The sequence below is a fragment of the Amycolatopsis sp. NPDC041971 genome (genome assembly GCF_055588925.1).
Window position 1 is genome coordinate 127,130 of record NZ_JBVJCE010000009.1, and the last position, 13,717, is coordinate 140,846.

General features: G+C 69.6%; 14 protein-coding genes and 1 pseudogene. 6 read left to right on the forward strand and 9 right to left on the reverse strand.

Features of this window, described 5'->3' with window-relative positions; genetic code table 11:
* Window positions 1-336: 336 nt before the first annotated feature.
* Window positions 337-624 (reverse strand): annotated as a pseudogene (locus tag ACZ6DT_RS19690) (HNH endonuclease); the annotation flags it as partial.
* Window positions 625-851: 227 nt separating this feature from the next.
* On the opposite strand from ACZ6DT_RS19690, the gene ACZ6DT_RS19695 reads away from it, so the two are divergent.
* Window positions 852-1,472, forward strand: a complete 621-nt coding sequence (locus ACZ6DT_RS19695; RefSeq protein ID WP_465596882.1) for a hypothetical protein — start codon at window positions 852-854, stop codon at window positions 1,470-1,472.
* Here ACZ6DT_RS19695 and ACZ6DT_RS19700 read toward each other — a convergent pair.
* Genes ACZ6DT_RS19700 through ACZ6DT_RS19730 form a run of 7 tightly spaced genes read right to left on the reverse strand, consistent with a single transcriptional unit; the run spans window position 1,469 to window position 6,767 of the window.
* Window positions 1,469-1,810 (reverse strand): hypothetical protein, encoded by a 342-nt coding sequence (locus ACZ6DT_RS19700; RefSeq protein WP_465596884.1) that lies wholly within the window; start codon window positions 1,808-1,810, stop codon window positions 1,469-1,471. The genes ACZ6DT_RS19695 and ACZ6DT_RS19700 overlap by 4 nt on opposite strands.
* A complete protein-coding gene (locus ACZ6DT_RS19705) occupies window positions 1,807-2,538 on the reverse strand; it encodes a class I SAM-dependent methyltransferase (protein WP_465596887.1) in 732 nt (243 codons plus the stop codon). The genes ACZ6DT_RS19700 and ACZ6DT_RS19705 overlap by 4 nt, the downstream gene beginning before the upstream one ends.
* Window positions 2,535-2,855, reverse strand: coding sequence for a lycopene cyclase domain-containing protein (locus tag ACZ6DT_RS19710; protein WP_465596890.1), 321 nt, complete (start codon window positions 2,853-2,855; stop codon window positions 2,535-2,537). Before ACZ6DT_RS19710 ends, ACZ6DT_RS19705 begins: the two co-directional genes overlap by 4 nt.
* A complete protein-coding gene (locus tag ACZ6DT_RS19715) occupies window positions 2,852-3,193 on the reverse strand; it encodes a lycopene cyclase domain-containing protein (protein WP_465596893.1) in 342 nt (113 codons plus the stop codon). The genes ACZ6DT_RS19710 and ACZ6DT_RS19715 overlap by 4 nt, the downstream gene beginning before the upstream one ends.
* Window positions 3,194-4,156, reverse strand: a complete 963-nt coding sequence (locus ACZ6DT_RS19720) for a phytoene/squalene synthase family protein (RefSeq protein WP_465596896.1) — start codon at window positions 4,154-4,156, stop codon at window positions 3,194-3,196.
* Complete coding sequence (gene crtI, locus ACZ6DT_RS19725) at window positions 4,153-5,670, reverse strand: phytoene desaturase family protein (protein ID WP_465596899.1); 1,518 nt, start codon at window positions 5,668-5,670, stop codon at window positions 4,153-4,155. Before crtI ends, ACZ6DT_RS19720 begins: the two co-directional genes overlap by 4 nt.
* Window positions 5,667-6,767 (reverse strand): polyprenyl synthetase family protein, encoded by a 1,101-nt coding sequence (locus ACZ6DT_RS19730; protein ID WP_465596902.1) that lies wholly within the window; start codon window positions 6,765-6,767, stop codon window positions 5,667-5,669. The genes crtI and ACZ6DT_RS19730 overlap by 4 nt, the downstream gene beginning before the upstream one ends.
* Before the next feature lie 418 nt (window positions 6,768-7,185).
* Here ACZ6DT_RS19730 and ACZ6DT_RS19735 point away from each other — a divergent pair, with 418 nt between their 5' ends.
* From ACZ6DT_RS19735 to ACZ6DT_RS19755, 5 genes are all read left to right on the forward strand, one after another.
* The gene (locus tag ACZ6DT_RS19735) at window positions 7,186-8,076 is read left to right on the forward strand and encodes a MerR family transcriptional regulator (protein WP_465596905.1); all 891 of its coding nucleotides are present in this window, start codon (window positions 7,186-7,188) and stop codon (window positions 8,074-8,076) included.
* Window positions 8,077-8,172: 96 nt separating this feature from the next.
* Entirely contained in the window at window positions 8,173-9,201 is a 1,029-nt protein-coding gene (locus ACZ6DT_RS19740; protein WP_465596908.1) for a DUF5914 domain-containing protein, read from the forward strand.
* Entirely contained in the window at window positions 9,188-10,420 is a 1,233-nt protein-coding gene (locus ACZ6DT_RS19745; protein WP_465596911.1) for an NAD(P)/FAD-dependent oxidoreductase, read from the forward strand. Before ACZ6DT_RS19740 ends, ACZ6DT_RS19745 begins: the two co-directional genes overlap by 14 nt.
* A 52-nt stretch (window positions 10,421-10,472) precedes the next feature.
* A complete protein-coding gene (locus tag ACZ6DT_RS19750; RefSeq protein WP_465596914.1) occupies window positions 10,473-11,549 on the forward strand; it encodes an NAD-dependent epimerase/dehydratase family protein in 1,077 nt (358 codons plus the stop codon).
* Between the two features lie 16 nt (window positions 11,550-11,565).
* Window positions 11,566-13,158, forward strand: a complete 1,593-nt coding sequence (locus ACZ6DT_RS19755; RefSeq protein ID WP_465596917.1) for a phytoene desaturase family protein — start codon at window positions 11,566-11,568, stop codon at window positions 13,156-13,158.
* Here the strand turns inward: ACZ6DT_RS19755 and ACZ6DT_RS19760 are convergent.
* Window positions 13,149-13,610 (reverse strand): SRPBCC family protein, encoded by a 462-nt coding sequence (locus ACZ6DT_RS19760; protein WP_465596920.1) that lies wholly within the window; start codon window positions 13,608-13,610, stop codon window positions 13,149-13,151. The two genes, ACZ6DT_RS19755 and ACZ6DT_RS19760, sit on opposite strands and share 10 nt — an antisense overlap.
* Window positions 13,611-13,717 lie beyond the last annotated feature (107 nt).

The following is a 13,717-nucleotide window of genomic DNA, read 5'->3' on the forward strand; positions in this document are numbered from 1 at the left end:
TCTGCTGTGGATTTGTCACGGCATTCCCACATAAGGACCGGCACACGAGCCGGAGCCGCGAGTACAAACGAAGTATTCGAGGCCTTCGTAGGGGTTTCCGGTGGTCATCCAGACATGGACCTTGGTGGTCCCACCGTCGACGTTCGCGTCGAGGAAAAGGGGTGGCGGTCCGGATTCGTCGCACCAGGTGCTGGAACTCTGCCGGTCCAGCCAGGTGGTGCCGGCCAAGGCCTCCGCGTACACCTGACGGCACCCGGAGGCCTTGAATGCTCCGTTGACGCTGACCGAGCGGTTGTACCAGGTGACCGTGCCTTTGTAGTAGCTCGCCCCGACCTCGATCGAGAAGCCGTCCAGGGCGCGGGTCGGGTTCAGCGCGATCGCCCGATTCATCACCGGCCTAGCCTCGCGAAGGGAAAGCCCCGCCACGTCAGCGAACCAGGCGGCTGCCGAGCCGTAGCCGTACAAGTCTTTAACGCCCCGAGACTCGATCTCCGCCAGGTACCGCCCCAACCCGGCGGTGGCCGTCCTGATCACCTGCAAGGACTGCTGCACGCCATGGGCAAGCTCCAGCTTACCGGCACGCCACAGTTCCTGCGGGAACTCGGGAAGAAAGGTCTCGGACACCCTTCGATAATACCGCAAAAAATCGAACAGGTGTTCGTAATTTTAAGCAACAATGAACAAGCGCATTTACCACTGACGGGTGATTTGGGTGCCAGTAGTCGACTACTGGACCTGTGTCCGCAAGCCCGAAATGGGTTACTCCAAGCGAGTGACAGATGCGGAACATCTGTCACATTGCGTGATGATCTTTGCTAGCGTCCGGGAAACCGACTTGAGGAGACTGGGCGATGGCAGGGGATCTCGGGCGACGGGCGGCCTTCGGGATGGCGGCGACGGCTGGTGGCGCGTTGCTGGCCGGTGGGACCGCGGGCGCGACGGAGTCCACTGTGGACTCCGCGGTGGACGACAAGCACCGGGTGAGCCCGTCGTTCACCGTGGTGGACAAGCGAGGGCGGCAGCGCTTCCTGCTCGACAGCCGTAAGCCGCCGCTGATCGTCGACGGCCAGACCTACCCGCCCGAGCGGCGCTCGGGGCCGGAGAACGGCTCCTATCTGATCTTCAACGACGAAACCGGTGACGAAAAGGGCGGCTTGCTCGTCCATCCCACCGGCGGCCGCATTGCCTTCGACTATCCGCACGCGGTGGACGGGATCAACCTCAGCCTGGCTGCGAAGGACGGCGTGGGTGGCGCGGGCCTGACCATCAACGGCATTCCGGATCCCGACGCCGGGCCCAGCGTCCGTGCCACGCCGCGCGCGCTCCTCGGCTGCCACACCGCCTTCGGCGCACAGCTGGCGTTGTGCGATTCCCAAGGGCGTCCGCGAATCGTGCTCCAGGTCGACGAGAACGACCGGCCGACCATCAAGATCTTGGACGGGGACGGCAAAACGGTCAACGAACTGGCCTAGTGTTCCAGCTGGACTCCGTGATGTCGCTGGCGGCTGCCCGCGGACAAGAATTGCTGGAACCATCTCCGAACACACTGGCGACGGAGTACACCACGCCGATCAGCCGCTGATCGGCGCGCGAGCAGGGCGCGTTCCCGCCAGCCGCTGACCCGGCCACCGAGATGGCCCTTGCGTTCGAAGGCGGTGACGCCGCGTTCGGCCGGCCCGGTCGCCGCGGCGAACCCGGCGATGTCGACGCCCACGATCGCGGCGGTGGGGTGCCGTCCGAGCAGACCGGCGTCGGCCAGGCCCGATGGCGCCGGCCCGGTGACACGGCGGGGGTCCCGGAGGCGGGTCACGCTGTCTCCGGGGGTGCGGTGCCGACGACGGTGTGGACGATGTCCCGCTGCCAGCCGTCGACGGTCGCGGTGTGGACGTCGGTGAAGCCGGCGTCGGTGAGCCGCCGGGCGAGTGAAGTGATGCCGTCGAATTCGAGGACGCTGCGGCGAAGATGACGGTAGAGCGTGGCGTCGCCGGTGGTGAGTTTCCCGAGCGGGATGATCACGCCCGCGCAGACGGTGTTCCAGACCCAGCGGGCGCGCCGGGAATCGCGGACGGAGTACTCGTGCACGGCGATCCGGCCACCCGGCCGGAGCAGCTCGCGAAGCCGGCGCAGCTGCGCTGTCGGGTCGGTGAGGTTGCGCAGCAGGTACGCCGCCAGGATCCCGTCGAACGGACCGTGGATCCCGGCCAGTTCCTCGACCGGTGTGTGCACGAATTCGACGCTGTCGGGCCAGGTCTTGTCCCGGGCTCGCTCCAGCATTTCGCCGGACGCGTCGAAGGCGGTGATCCGGGCGTTCGGCATCACGGACAGGAGAGCCGCCGTGGACGCGCCGGTTCCGCAGCCGGCGTCCAGCACACGCGGTCCAGGTGCCTCCGAGGGAAGGGCGAGCCGACGGGCGGAAAGGCGCAAATGCTCGTGGTAACCGGGATTCGCGCCGACGAGGCGGTCGTAGAACCGGGCTTCGGTGTCGAAGGCCGATGGCACTGTGTCGCGCGGCAAACCGTCTCGCGCCATGGCGTTCATCGCGCTTCCTCTCGTGCTCGTGCTCGTTCCCACAGCAGCAGAACGGCGGTCACCATCGCGAAGCCGAAGAGGAAGTCTTCGACCGGGATGTCCCAAGGAAACCGCCAGCCGGTGATGTGCTCGGGCGCGTAGAGCACGATCGGGGCGGACAGCTTCGTCAGCCAGCCGTCGACGGGGATCTGGAAACCGGTGACGATGGCGATCGTGAGCCAGTAGGCGGGTTTGCGGAACAGGCCGGTCTTCAGCACGGCGAGCTCGACGAGTACGACCACGATCACCGCGGCGACGGCCGGAACGGTGTAGCCCCAAGGGATCATCGTCGGGCCGCCGATTTCCCGCGCCGCCGGGCCGCGGTGAGGGTGAGCTGGACCGCTTCGTAGGTCAGCACTCCGCAGATCGGGATGACGATGAAGAACAGGATCTCTTCCAGCGGGATGGCGAACGGTGCGTGGATGCCGGTGACGAATTCCGGTGCGTAGCCCCAGACTTCACCGGCGATCGCCAGCGCGTCCCAGACGAGAAAAACGAAGGCGACCGGGAGTAGTGCGCGGGCGAGGCGTTTCGGTTGCCGATAGACGCGAGCGCCGGCGATTTCCAAGGGCAAGGTGACCAGGACGCATGCGGCCAGTACGGTCAGGTACTCGATTTTGCCCACTCAGCCCACCGCCGGTGGGGGAGTGGGGGCGGGGTGCCGTGTGCGGGCCCATTGGGTACGAGCGAGTGCGCCGCAGGCGACTCGGAGCCGGCGGTGGCGGGGCACGGTTGCCCGGCCGGTGAAGATGTCGTGGTCGGCGTCTTCGATGCGGTCGAGGATTTCCGCGTAGAGGGTCGCGGCGGTGGCTACGCAGGGGCGTGAGACTGGGTGGAGCATCGGGATTCCTGGTCGTGCTTCGGTGTAGACGCGCCGGGTGGCGGCGATTTGTTCTTTGATCGCGGCTTGTACGCGCACGTCGGATCGGCCGTGTTCGGCGCACCAGGTGAGTCGTTCGCGGTCGACGTCGTGTTCTTTGAGTTCGTCGGCGGGGAGGTAGATTCGGCCGCGTTGGAGGTCTTCGGCGACGTCGCGGAGGAAGTTGGTGAGTTGGAAGGCTTTGCCGAGTGCGGCGGCTCGTGGTGCGGCTTCGTCGTGGGGGGCGATCGCGCCGAGGATGGGGAGTACTTGCAGGCCGATGACTTCCGCTGATCCGCGCATGTAGTGGTCGAGGTCGGATCTGGTGGCGTAGTCGGTGACGTTGAGGTCCATGCGCATCGAGGTGAAGAAGTCGCGGAAGAGCCGGACTTCGAGTTCGTATCTGGTAGCGGTGTCGATGACCGCGGTGAGCAGGGGGTCGTCGCTGGTGCCTGTGGCGAGGTCGGTGAGGAAGCGGTCTTCCACGTTGGACAGTCGTGCGGTGAGGGTGTCCGGTGTGGTGTCCGGGTCGGGCTCGTCGACGATGTCGTCGAGCCATCGTGCGAATCCGTAGAGGGCGTGGATGGCGGGTCGTTGCGCGGGGGTGAGCATGCGGGTCGCGAGGAAGTAGGTGCGGCCGTGTCGGGCGTTGACGTCGCGGCACCAGGTGTAGGCGGCGCGTAGGTTCGGGTCGTGGATTTCGGCGGCGTCGAGTTCGCGTCGGGTCATCGGCTCGCCTCCGTGGCCAGGTCGAGTATCCGGGAGCGCTGGTTCGGTGCGCCGGTGATCCGGTCGGCGGCCAGCCTGCCGGAGATCAGCACGGTCGGCACGCCCACTCCTGGCACTGTCGCGCCTCCGGCCAGGACGACGTTGTCGGTGCCGCGGGGGAGGTTGCGGGGGCGGAACGGTCCGGTTTGGACGAAGGAGTGGGCGTAGCTGAAGGGGGTTCCGGCCACGAGGCCGCGGTCGGCCCAGTCGGCGGGGCTGATGACCTCGGTGAACTCGGGCTCGAAGTCCGGCAGCAGCCGATGGCGTGCCACCTCGAGGATTTCTTCGGCGTAGGGTCCCGCTTCCGCCGCCCAGTCGGCCGGGCCGCGATCCAGGTTCGGCACCGGAGCCAGGATCGAGTAGAGCTGCTTGCCCGGCGGAGCGAGTGCCGGGTCGGTCGCGGTCGGCCGGGTGATCAGCAGGGACGGGTCGCTCATGCGATGCCCGGTGGTGATGAGTTCGTCGAAGGTCGAGCGCCACCCCTGTCCGAAGGAGATGGTGTGGTGCCCGACGTCGGACCGCGTATCGGGGCCACCGGCGTGCAGGATCAGCGCCGACGGCGCGGGCCGCAGCGGGACGGGTCGTTTCGGGGTGCGGCCGAGCAGCCGGTGACTCTCGTCCAGTTCGGTCGTCAGGACGACGGCGTCGCACGGGTGGCGTTCGCCGCCGGCGGTGCGGACGGCATGGACCCGGGTGCCTTCGCGTTCGAGAGTGTGCACGGGGTCGCCGTAGTGGAAGGTGACGCCGTGCTCGGCGGCGACCCGGGCGAGTGCCTGGGGTAGTGCCGCGACCCCGCCGGGCGGGAAGTACACGCCGCCGACGGTGTCCATGTAGGAGATGACCGCGTACAGCGCCAGCGCCCGCATCGGTGACTCGCCCGCGTAAAGCGCTTGAAAGGTGAAAACCCGCTTCAGCCGCTCGTCGGACAGGAAAGACCCGATCTTCGGGTCCAGCCGCCGGAATCCGCCCAATGCCACGAGCCGGGCCAGATCCGGGTTGAGCATGCCCAGCGGTGAGTCGATGTTCGAGTCGATGAACCGGCCGAACTCGGTGCGGTAGAGCCGGGTCAGCCAGTCGCGCAGCCGAAGGTAACCCGCGGCTTCGGCGGGCCCGGCGAACTCGCGTACCGCGTCGGTCATCGCCGCGGCGTCGGTGTGCACGGGCAGGGTGCTGCCGTCGGCGAACTGGGCCAGATAGGCCGGGTCGAGCCGGGTGAGCGGCAGTTCCTTGTCCAGTTCGGCGCCCACGGCGCCGAAGGTGTCTTGCAGGATCGACGGCATGGTCAGCACCGTCGGGCCGGTGTCGAGCAGATAGCCCTTGCGTTCGACGCGCCCCGCGCGGCCACCCGGACCGGGATCGCGTTCGAGGACGGTGACCTCGCGCCCGCGGCCCGCCAGATGCAGCGCCGCCGCCAGCCCCGACAACCCCGCTCCCACCACGACGATCCGGTCCGTCCGGCCGGGCACCGTCTTCACTGGTCACGCTCCGTACACCGGATGGCGAGGACGGCCAGCGCGTCCGCGGCCTGTCGCGGGACAACGGCCGGGTCGATCACCGCGAGCGCCTTGTCGGCGCGTTCCCGGATGAGCTCGCCGAGGCGTTCGCGTGCCCCGGTCGCGGTGATCAATTCGCGCCAACGGGACACGGCGTCGTCGTCCACGGTGGTCAGGTTCAGCAGTTCGCCGAGTTCGTCGCGCTGCCGCCGCTCGGCCATCTCCATGGCGAGCACCACGACGCTGGACGCCTTGCGATCGCGGAGGTCCTGACCGGCGGGTTTGCCGGTGACCGCGGGATCACCGAAGACGCCGAGCAGGTCGTCCTTGAACTGGAACGCCTCGCCGACCAGTCCGCCGTACTCGGCGAGAGCGGCCATGACGTCCGGGCCGCAGCCCGCCAGCGCCGCACCGAACTCCAGTGGCCTGCGAACGGTGTAGTTGCCGGACTTCCGGCGAAGCACGTCGAGCAGCGCGTCCCAGCCGGGAAGCGTCCGGGCGTCGTTCACCAGATCGGCCAGTTGCCCGACCGCCAGTTCCGCGCGCATCGCGTCGTACCTCGGCCAGCCGCGCGCCAGCGTTTCCGCGTCCAGACCGGATTCCCGGAGCAGCTGCTCCGACCAGACCAGGAAGAGGTCACCGGCGAGCGTCGCCGCGGATTCGCCGAACCGGTCGGCGGAGCCACTCCACCCCTGTTCGGCATGCCAGCGCGCGAACCGCACGTGCAGCGCGGGACGCCCCCGCCGCAGCGCCGAGCCGTCCATCACGTCGTCCTGCGCCAGCGCGAAGCAATGGAGTAATTCCAAGCTCGACGCGGCCCGCAGAGCGGCATCCGATTCCGGGCGTCCGCACCGCCAGCCGACATAGGCGAACATCGGCCGAAGGAATTTTCCTCCGGCGAGGAACTGGGGGAGGACGGTTTCCGCGAGTTCACCCTCGCCACGGCCGGAAAAATGCTCGGCGGCCCGTGCTTCGACGAAACCGTGTGCTTCGGCGAGACAACGCCCGCCCAAGGCGTCCAGCCACTCGGTCGGCGCCTCCTTCGACGGCACCGTTCCCGTCGCCATGGTCGACGCCATCCGACTGTCCCTCCGCCGATCCGGTGATTTCGTTTCGTAACCGTTTCACGCCTGGTGTACCTTGTCTACTAGATCCGGCGGCGCGCCCGCAACTCGAGCGGTATCGCCTGTAGGGCAAGGAAGTCTTGGGTTTTCCCGGGATTTCCCGGCCCAAACCCGGTTCGCTCGCGGATCGAAACCGTCTTGCGAACGAGGGTGGCCCGGTCCCCGCCACCCTCAGGAGCCCGGCGCCCCTCGCGCCTGGCTCCGGATGCCCGGCGGCGCCTGGTGTGGAACCGGTCCCTTCCCGGATCCCGCGGCGCCGCCGGGCGTTCGCTCGTTCCGGGGACGGTATGCGCCTGCCTACGTCCGGTGACCTCGTAAGCTGCCCGCAGTGATACGCCGTGTGAGTGGCACTGGCGCCGGAAGTATGGAACGGATGGACATCGACGCGATGAGCGGCCTTGGCGGCCCCCGAGCCGACGGTTCGTGGACCCCCGGCAAGGTCGCGGAGATGCTGGGCGTCTCGCCGGTCACGCTCCGGACCTGGGCCTCGCGTTACGGGGTCGGGCCCACCGTGCGGGCAGGCGGGCGTCATCGCCGGTACTCGGACGTGGATGTTCGCAGGCTGCAGCATATGCAGCGGCTGATCGACCGGGGGATTTCCGCCCGAGAAGCGGCCGCGGCGGCGTTCTCCGGTAGCGGAGAGCCGGTCCCTGACGTCTCCGTCGACAGGCTGGTCGGCGAGCTGGAGCAGGCCGCGGAAGACCTCGAGTTCGCTTCCATCGCGGCGTTGCTGGACGAGACCCTCGACGCGATCGGCGCGGCGGCGACGTGGGCCGACGTGTTGCTGCCGATCCTGCGCGGCCTCGGGAGCCGCTGGGTCCGGGGTGACGTGTGCTTCGAGTCGGAATGGGCGCTCACCACCGAGATTTCGCTGGCCCTGCAGCGCTACGTCACCCGGTTCACCAGCGCGCCTTCCGAACGCGGCGTGCTCATCGCCTGCTGCCCGGACGAGCGGCACAGCCTGCCGGTCGAAGTTCTCCGCGCGTCCCTGGCGGAGATCGGTGTCCCCGCCGTCTATCTCGGTCAGATGGTGCCCGCGGAGACCTTGGCCGGTCTGGCGTCCAGACTGGAGCCGGTGCTGGTGGTGCTGTGGTCGATGTCCGCCGGCACCGTCGATCACCTGCTGTGTGAGCGTCTGCAGCGGCAGGGATCCGAGGTCGTCGTCGCCGGCCCCGGCTGGGAAGGACTCAACGTTCGTGGCGCACCCTGGGTCAACGACCTGACCACCGCGCTGGATCTCGCGGCCGCCCGCAGCAAAGCCTGAGCCGCTCGCCGAACCGTTGCGGGATCGCTTCAAGTCCTTGAGGATGGCTGGGCACGGATCGTTCCGGCAGGTGACGCGCGGCAGGAGGAATTTCGGGTGGATCTCAGGCGGCAGGTGGTCGAGCGCTGGCCGGCGAAATGGCCGGTCCGGCCGTTCCGGGAACCGGCTTGGGCCCGGCAGGAACCGACTTACCGCGAATGCGCCCCCGCGTTGATCGACGCCGCGGTCGAACGCGCGGACGCCCGCGCGGCAGGCAACTGGTTCGTCGTCGCGGCCAGTCGTGAGATCGGCGCGGATCAGCCGCTGGGTCTGCGCGCCGGCGGCCGGGAGCTGGTGGCCTGGCGTGGTCCGGAGGGTGACCTGGTCATCGGCCCTGGTGCCTGCCCGCATCTCGGTGCTCCGCTCGATCAAGCCCGTGTCCATTGTGGAGAGTTGGTCTGCCGGTGGCACGGACTGCGGGTCGGGCCCGGGCGGCCGGGCTGGTCACGGCTGCCGTCCTATGACGACGGAGTGCTCGCCTGGGTTCGCCTCGACCGCTTCGGTGGCGAAAGCCCCACGGAACGGCCGATCGTGCCGGTCCGTCCTCGAGGCGACGTCACCGTCGACGCGGTCGCGACCCTGACCGGGACCTGCGAACCGGTGGACGTCGTCGCCAACCGGCTCGATCCTTGGCACGGCGCGTGGTTCCATCCGTACTCGTTCACCCGGCTGAAGGTCCTGTCGGCTCCACAAGGGAACGACGTCACCGACGCCGAGGACAAATTCGTCGTCGAAGTGACCTTCCGGCTCGCCGGGAAACTGGGTGTGCCGGTGATCGCCGAGTTCACCTGCCCCGAGCCGCGCACGGTGCTGATGACCATCGTCGACGGCGAAGGCGCGGGCAGCGTGGTCGAAACCCACGCCACCCCCCTCGGGAACGGTCCCGACGGGCGACCGCGCACCGCCGTGATCGAGGCGACGATAGCCACGTCCGACCGGCCCGGTTTCGCCAAGGCCGCTCGGATCGCACCGGTGCTGCGGCCCCTGATGCGCCGTGCGTCCGCGCGGCTCTGGCGGGACGACCTCGCCTACGCCGAGCGGCGCTACGCCTTGCGAGCGGGGGACGTCGCCGATGGCCGGGCATGAGACCGACGTCGTGATCGTGGGTGCGGGGCTCGCCGGGCTCGCCGCGGGGCTGCATCTTCACCGCGCCGGGGTCGCCTGCGTGGTCCTGGAAGCCGGGGACGACGTCGGCGGGAGGGTGCGCACCGACGTCGTCGACGGCTTCCGGCTGGATCGCGGCTTCCAGATCCTCAATCCCGCTTATCCCGCCATCCAGCGCCTCGCCGATGTCGACGCGCTGCGGCTGGGCAGGTTCTGGCGGGCGGTCCGGGTTTCCGACGACGATCGCACGAGCCTGCTCGGAAATCCCCTCGATACGCCCAAGGCGCTGCGCGACGTCGCGGCACGGCGCTACCTGTCGGCCAAGGATCTTGCCGCGCTCGGTGCGCTGACCGCCCGCGTCGCCGCCGGTCCGGCTCGGTCGATCGTCCACGGTGACGACGGCACGACCGCCGACGAACTGCGCCGGACCGGACTGTCGGACCGGGCCGTCGACACCGTGCTTCGCCCGTTCCTGTCCGGTGTGTTCCTGGAAGCCGGCCTGAGTACTTCTTCGCGGTTCTTCCGGCTGGTGTGGCGGAGTTTCGTCCGGTCCGCGCCCTCGTTGCCCGCGCTCGGAATGGGAGAGCTGCCGAGGCAACTCGCACGGATGCTGCCCGTTTCCGCCGTGCGGACCGGTTCTTCGGTCGAGGAAGTCCAAGGCGGCCGGGTACGCACCTCCGGCGGAGATGTCTGGAACGCGCGAGCGGTCGTCGTCGCCACGGACGGGACCGCCGCCGCGCGGCTCGTCGGCGAGGTCCCGGAACCACGGTGGAACAGCGTCACGACGTGGTACTTCACGCCGCCGCGGTCACCGTTGCGGGAGCCGGTCATCATGATCGACGCCCGGGGCGGGCCGATCCTCAACACCGCGGTGCTCAGCGAGGTGTGTCCCACCTACGCCCCGGACGGCGCCGCGCTGGTCAGCGCCTCGTCGCTCACGCCGCTCGACGAATCGGAAGTGCGGCGGGCACTGGGCCGGATGTACCGCGCGGACGCGTCCCGATGGCCGCTGGTCGGGCGCTACGAGATCCCACACGCGCTACCGGCCATGACGGCTCCGCACCACATTCGCCGCGAAATCCGTTTCGGCGAAAGGCTTTACGTCTGCGGCGATCATCGGGACACCAGCTCACTGCAAGGTGCGCTGGCCTCCGGCGGACGGACCGCCCGAGCGGTGCGACGCGACCTCGCGTCGAGCTGACAGGTTCACCAGGACACGTTTCCGCGATCACCGGGCCGGGTAAGCGCAAACTGTGCGCATTGTGATCACCGGGGCGACCGGAAACGTCGGGACGGCGCTGCTCCACGCCCTCGAATCCGGCGGCGACGACCTGATCGGCGTGGCGAGGAGGCTGCCCGACACCACGGCCGTGCCGTATCGCGCGGCGGGCTGGTCGGCCCTGGACCTCGGGGAGGACGTCGGCCGCGCGAAGCTGACCGAGTTGGTGGAGGGAGCGGACGCGGTCGTCCATCTCGCTTGGGCGATCTCACCGGAGCGCGGGGATCCGCCGATGTGGCGGACCAACGACCACGGGACCCGCAACGTGCTCGCCGCGGTGGCCGCGGCCGGGGTACCGCAGCTGATCGTCCTGTCGTCCGTCGCCGCCTACGGGCCGGCGCCGCGGTGGGAGAAGGTCACCGAGGACTGGCCGTGCGACGGCGTCCCGACCAGTGCCTACAGCCGGGGCAAGGCCGGGCTGGAGGCCTTGCTCGACCGGTTCGAGGAGACCCATCCGGGGACCGGTGTGGCGAGGTTGCGGCCGTGCGCGATCCTGCAGCGAAAGGCGGCGGGGGAGTTCGAGCGCTGGCTGCTGGGCCCGGCCGTACCCGCCGGTGTCGTGGGCCGCGACTGGCTGCCGGTGCCGCTGTGGGCGGACCTGCGGGCTCAGGCGGTGCACAGCGCCGACGTCGCCGAAGCGATCCGGCTGGTGCTTGAGCAGCGTTTCACCGGAGCGGTGAATCTCGCCGCCCCGGGCGTGCTCGCCGCCGACGCGCTGGCCGGTCTGCTCGGAGGGATCCGCATCCCGGCGCCGCGATCACTCGTTCGTGTGGCCGCGCACGCCGCCTGGCGGACGGGCGCCTTGCCGCTGCACCCCGGTTGGCTGGATCTCGCCGACAGCGCGCCGCTCGTGGACACCACACTCGCCGAGAACGTACTGGGCTGGAAACCTCGATACGACGCCGCCAGTGTGGTCGCGGAACTGGTCGCCGGACTCCGGTCGGGTGACGGCGCCGCGAGTCCGCCGCTGGCCCCGCCGCGGGAACAAGGCTTCTTGGCCCGGCTTCGCTCGCTCGCCCGTGGCAGGCCCAGCCACCAATCGCAATCCTGACGATCGGGAGGCTCGGATGAGCACGGAAGTCTTCGACGCGGTCGTCATCGGCGCCGGCCACAACGGCCTGGTCGCGGCGAACCTGCTGGCCGACGCCGGCTGGTCGGTCCTGGTGCTGGAGCAGGCGGAGAAGCCGGGAGGGGCGGTGCGGACCGACGAAGTCACCGGGCCCGGATTCCGGAACGACCTCTGCAGTGCCTTCTTCCCGCTCACCGCGGTATCGCCGGTGATGCGGGGACTGCGTCTCGAGGATCACGGGTTGAGCTGGCGGCACGCACCGGAAGTACTCGCGCACGTGCTGCCCGACGGCCGGTGCGCGGTGCTCTCTCGGGACATCGAGCGGACGGCGGCGTCGGCCGACGAGTTCGCGCCGGGCGACGGCGCCGCGTGGCGGAGCCTGTTCGCGCAATGGCAGGACATTCGTGAGCCGCTGCTGAACGCGCTGTTCACGCCGTTCCCGCCGGTGCGCCCGGCCGTGCGGTTGCTGCGGCGGACGGGGACCGCGGAAGCGCTGCGGCTGGCGCGGATGCTCACGATGCCCGCCCGACGGCTGGGAGAAGAGCATTTCGACGGCGAGGGTGCCCGGTTGCTGTTGGCCGGGAACGCCGCGCACAGCGATATTTCCGTGGACAACGCGGGCAGCGCGGTCTTCGGCTGGCTGCTCGCCATGGTCGGGCAGGACGTCGGCTTCCCCGTGCCGGCCGGCGGAGCCGGGGAGTTGATCGCGGCACTGGTGCGACGGCTTACCGAGCGCGGCGGTGAGGTCCGGTGTCGTTGTCCTGTGACGGAAGTGCTCGTCGCGGGCGGACGGGCGATGGGCGTGCGGGACGGCGACGGCAACCCGATCCGGGCCCGCAAAGCGGTGCTCGCGGACGTGCCGGCGCCGACGTTGTACCGCGAAATGGTCTCGTCGGACTGGCTCCCCTCGCGGCTACTCGACGATCTCGGCCGGTTCCAATGGGACAGCGCCACGGTGAAAGTGGACTGGGCGTTGTCCGGCCCCGTCCCGTGGACGGCCGAAGGCGCTCGCGGAGCGGGCACGATCCACCTCGGCGCGGATTTGGACGGTCTGTCGGCGTTCGGCGGCGACCTGGTCCGCGGCCGAAGCCCGCGGAATCCGTTCCTGCTGTTCGGGCAGATGACGACGAGCGACCCACACCGGTCGCCGCCGGGTACCGAGGCGGCGTGGGCGTACACCCATGTGCCCCGCGGGATGATGGAGAACCGGGAGGCGCTGGACCGGCAGGTCGCGCGGATCGAAAAGACGGTCGAGGCGAACGCGCCGGGGTTCATGGACCTGATCCAGGGCCGGTATGCGCAGGGCCCGCTCGAACTGGCGGCCCACGATCCCGGGCTGGTCGGGGGCGCGATCAGCGGCGGGACCACGGCCATCCACCAGCAGTTGTTCTTCCGGCCCGTCCCCGGCCTCGGCCGGGCGGACACCCCGGTGGACCGGTTGTTCCTCGCCGGCTCGTCGGCGCATCCGGGAGGGGCGGTCCATGGCGGCCCCGGCGCCAACGCGGCCCGCGCCGCGCTGGCCAGGGCGGGAATGCTCGGCAAGGGCTACGCGGCGGCGATCGCCGCGGCGAACCGGGCGGTCTACCGCTGAGAACCCTTGCGGTTGAGGTATTTCCCGGTCGCCAGATCCGCCAAGCGGGCGAGCGCCTCGGTGTTGCGCGGCTTGGCGATGAGCGACTGAACCGCCTCGGGCAGCACCTTGCCGGGACCACGCACGACGCTTTCCTTCATCCGGACCTCGGTCTTGCCTTCGCCGTGGGGAAGGAGCGTGAGCTCGACCGCCGCCGCGCCGAGCGGCCAGCCCCTCGCCTCCAACGACAGGGAAACGCCGGGCTCGACGGCCTTCACGATCGTGACGTCCTGGATGTGCACTGGCCACGGTCCGACGCTGTGGTGGATCCGCGAACCGACCGCCGGCCAGTCCTCGTCGACATCACGGATGTGTGAACTGCCTACGACCCAACCCGCATACGACCAGCCGTCGGCGAGCACGGTGAAAACGGCGTCCGGCGGTACATCGACGACTCGGCTGACTTCGCTCACGGCGTCCTCCTGTTCTGAGTGGCAAAGCACGGGTACCCCGCCGGAGCGACTTGAAGCCTGCCCTCCCGAAAAACGCTCACCGGTCCGTGAAGGCCATCCATATCCGC

What these genes read in the sequence shown, in the direction of transcription:
- ACZ6DT_RS19735 (WP_465596905.1), top strand. Translation starts at nt 7,186, where the DNA reads ATGGACATCGACGCGATGAGCGGCCTTGGCGGCCCCCGAGCCGACGGT.
- ACZ6DT_RS19720 (WP_465596896.1), bottom strand. Translation starts at nt 4,156, where the DNA reads ATGACCCGACGCGAACTCGACGCCGCCGAAATCCACGACCCGAACCTA.
- ACZ6DT_RS19730 (WP_465596902.1), bottom strand. Translation starts at nt 6,767, where the DNA reads ATGGCGTCGACCATGGCGACGGGAACGGTGCCGTCGAAGGAGGCGCCG.
- ACZ6DT_RS19705 (WP_465596887.1), bottom strand. Translation starts at nt 2,538, where the DNA reads ATGAACGCCATGGCGCGAGACGGTTTGCCGCGCGACACAGTGCCATCG.
- ACZ6DT_RS19710 (WP_465596890.1), bottom strand. Translation starts at nt 2,855, where the DNA reads ATGATCCCTTGGGGCTACACCGTTCCGGCCGTCGCCGCGGTGATCGTG.
- ACZ6DT_RS19695 (WP_465596882.1), top strand. Translation starts at nt 852, where the DNA reads ATGGCAGGGGATCTCGGGCGACGGGCGGCCTTCGGGATGGCGGCGACG.
- ACZ6DT_RS19755 (WP_465596917.1), top strand. Translation starts at nt 11,566, where the DNA reads ATGAGCACGGAAGTCTTCGACGCGGTCGTCATCGGCGCCGGCCACAAC.
- ACZ6DT_RS19745 (WP_465596911.1), top strand. Translation starts at nt 9,188, where the DNA reads ATGGCCGGGCATGAGACCGACGTCGTGATCGTGGGTGCGGGGCTCGCC.